Annotated in this window: 1 protein-coding gene; it reads right to left on the reverse strand. The window is 65.7% G+C overall.

The features are described from left to right. Nucleotides 1–12: 12 nt before the first annotated feature. Complete coding sequence (locus SO156_RS45790) at nucleotides 13–1212, reverse strand: IS256 family transposase (RefSeq protein WP_498539458.1); 1200 nt, start codon at nucleotides 1210–1212, stop codon at nucleotides 13–15. Nucleotides 1213–1369 lie beyond the last annotated feature (157 nt).

Here is a 1369-nt window from a genome sequence, read left to right on the forward strand (position 1 = left end):
GGGCCGGATCGGTCAGCTGGCGATAGCCGGGAAGCTGACGGCGGGATCATCGCCCAAAGGCGCGATCGTTTCCAGTGTCATGTAGCGGCCGCGCTGGACGGCCCACTCGTCGTTCTGTTCGAGCAGGATGGCGCCGACCAGGCGAATGATGGCATCCTCGTTGGGGAAGATGCCGACCACTTCGGTCCGCCGCTTGATCTCTCCATTGACGCGTTCGAGCGGATTGGTCGAGTGCAGCTTGGCCCGGTGCGCGGCCGGGAAGCTCATGTAGGCCAGCACATCGGTCTCGGCCTCGTCGAGGAACGCAGCGAGCTTTGGCAGTTTGGGACGCAGCTGATCGGCGATGCGCCGCCATTGCGCGCGTGCCGCCTCGGCATCGTCCTGGGCAAAGGCGGTGGCAATGAAGGCGGAGACGACGCGCCGTCCGCTCTTGCCGGCATGCGCCAGCGCGTTGCGCATGAAGTGCACGCGGCAGCGCTGCCAAGTGGCGTTGAGCACCTTGGCGACAGTCGCCTTGATGCCTTCGTGGGCATCCGAGATCACCAGCTTGACCCCGCGCAGGCCGCGGCGGGCGAGCTTGCGCAAGAACGCGGTCCAGAACGTCTCGGCCTCGGACGGGCCGATATCCATGCCGAGCACCTCACGCCGGCCGTCGCTGTTGACACCCACCGCGATGATCACCGCGACTGAGACGATGCGCCCCTGCTGGCGCACCTTCACGTAGGTGGCATCGATCCACAGATAGGGCCAGTCGCCCTCGATCGGGCGATTGAGGAAGGCCTTCACCTTGTCGTCGATCTCACTGCACAGCCGCGACACTTGGCTCTTGGAGATGCCGCTCATGCCCATGGCCTGCACCAGATCGTCCACCGAGCGGGTCGAGACGCCCTGGACGTAGGCTTCCTGCACCACCGCCGTGAGCGCCTTCTCGGCCATCCGCCGCGGTTCGAGGAAGCCCGGGAAGTAGGAGCCTTTGCGCAGCTTGGGAATGCGCAGCTCGACGGTGCCGGCGCGGGTCTCCCAGCTTCGATCGCGATAACCGTTGCGTTGGACCAGGCGCTCCTGGTTCTTCTCGCCGTAAGCCGCCCCGGTCAGGCCCTCGACCTCCAGCTCCATCAGCCGGTGGGCGGCAAAGCCGATCATCTCGCGCAAGAGATCGGCGTCAGGGGTCTTCTCCACGAGCGCGCGCAGGTTCATCATGTCGTCGGTCATCGGTGGTTCCTCGAATCAGGTTGGTGTCGCAACCCAAACCTTACCGACGAATCATCGGTGACCACCGCAAAGCCGCCCGCCCGCTACGGCGCTATTGGAGGGCGCGCGTGCGGACGGCTTTGCTCTACCGAGCTACACCACCTTCGGGGACACGACC

Source organism: Bradyrhizobium sp. UFLA05-125 (assembly GCF_059803515.1).

Coding starts and splice junctions, on each gene's coding strand:
- SO156_RS45790 (WP_498539458.1), bottom strand. CDS start 1,212: ATGACCGACGACATGATGAACCTGCGCGCGCTCGTGGAGAAGACCCCT.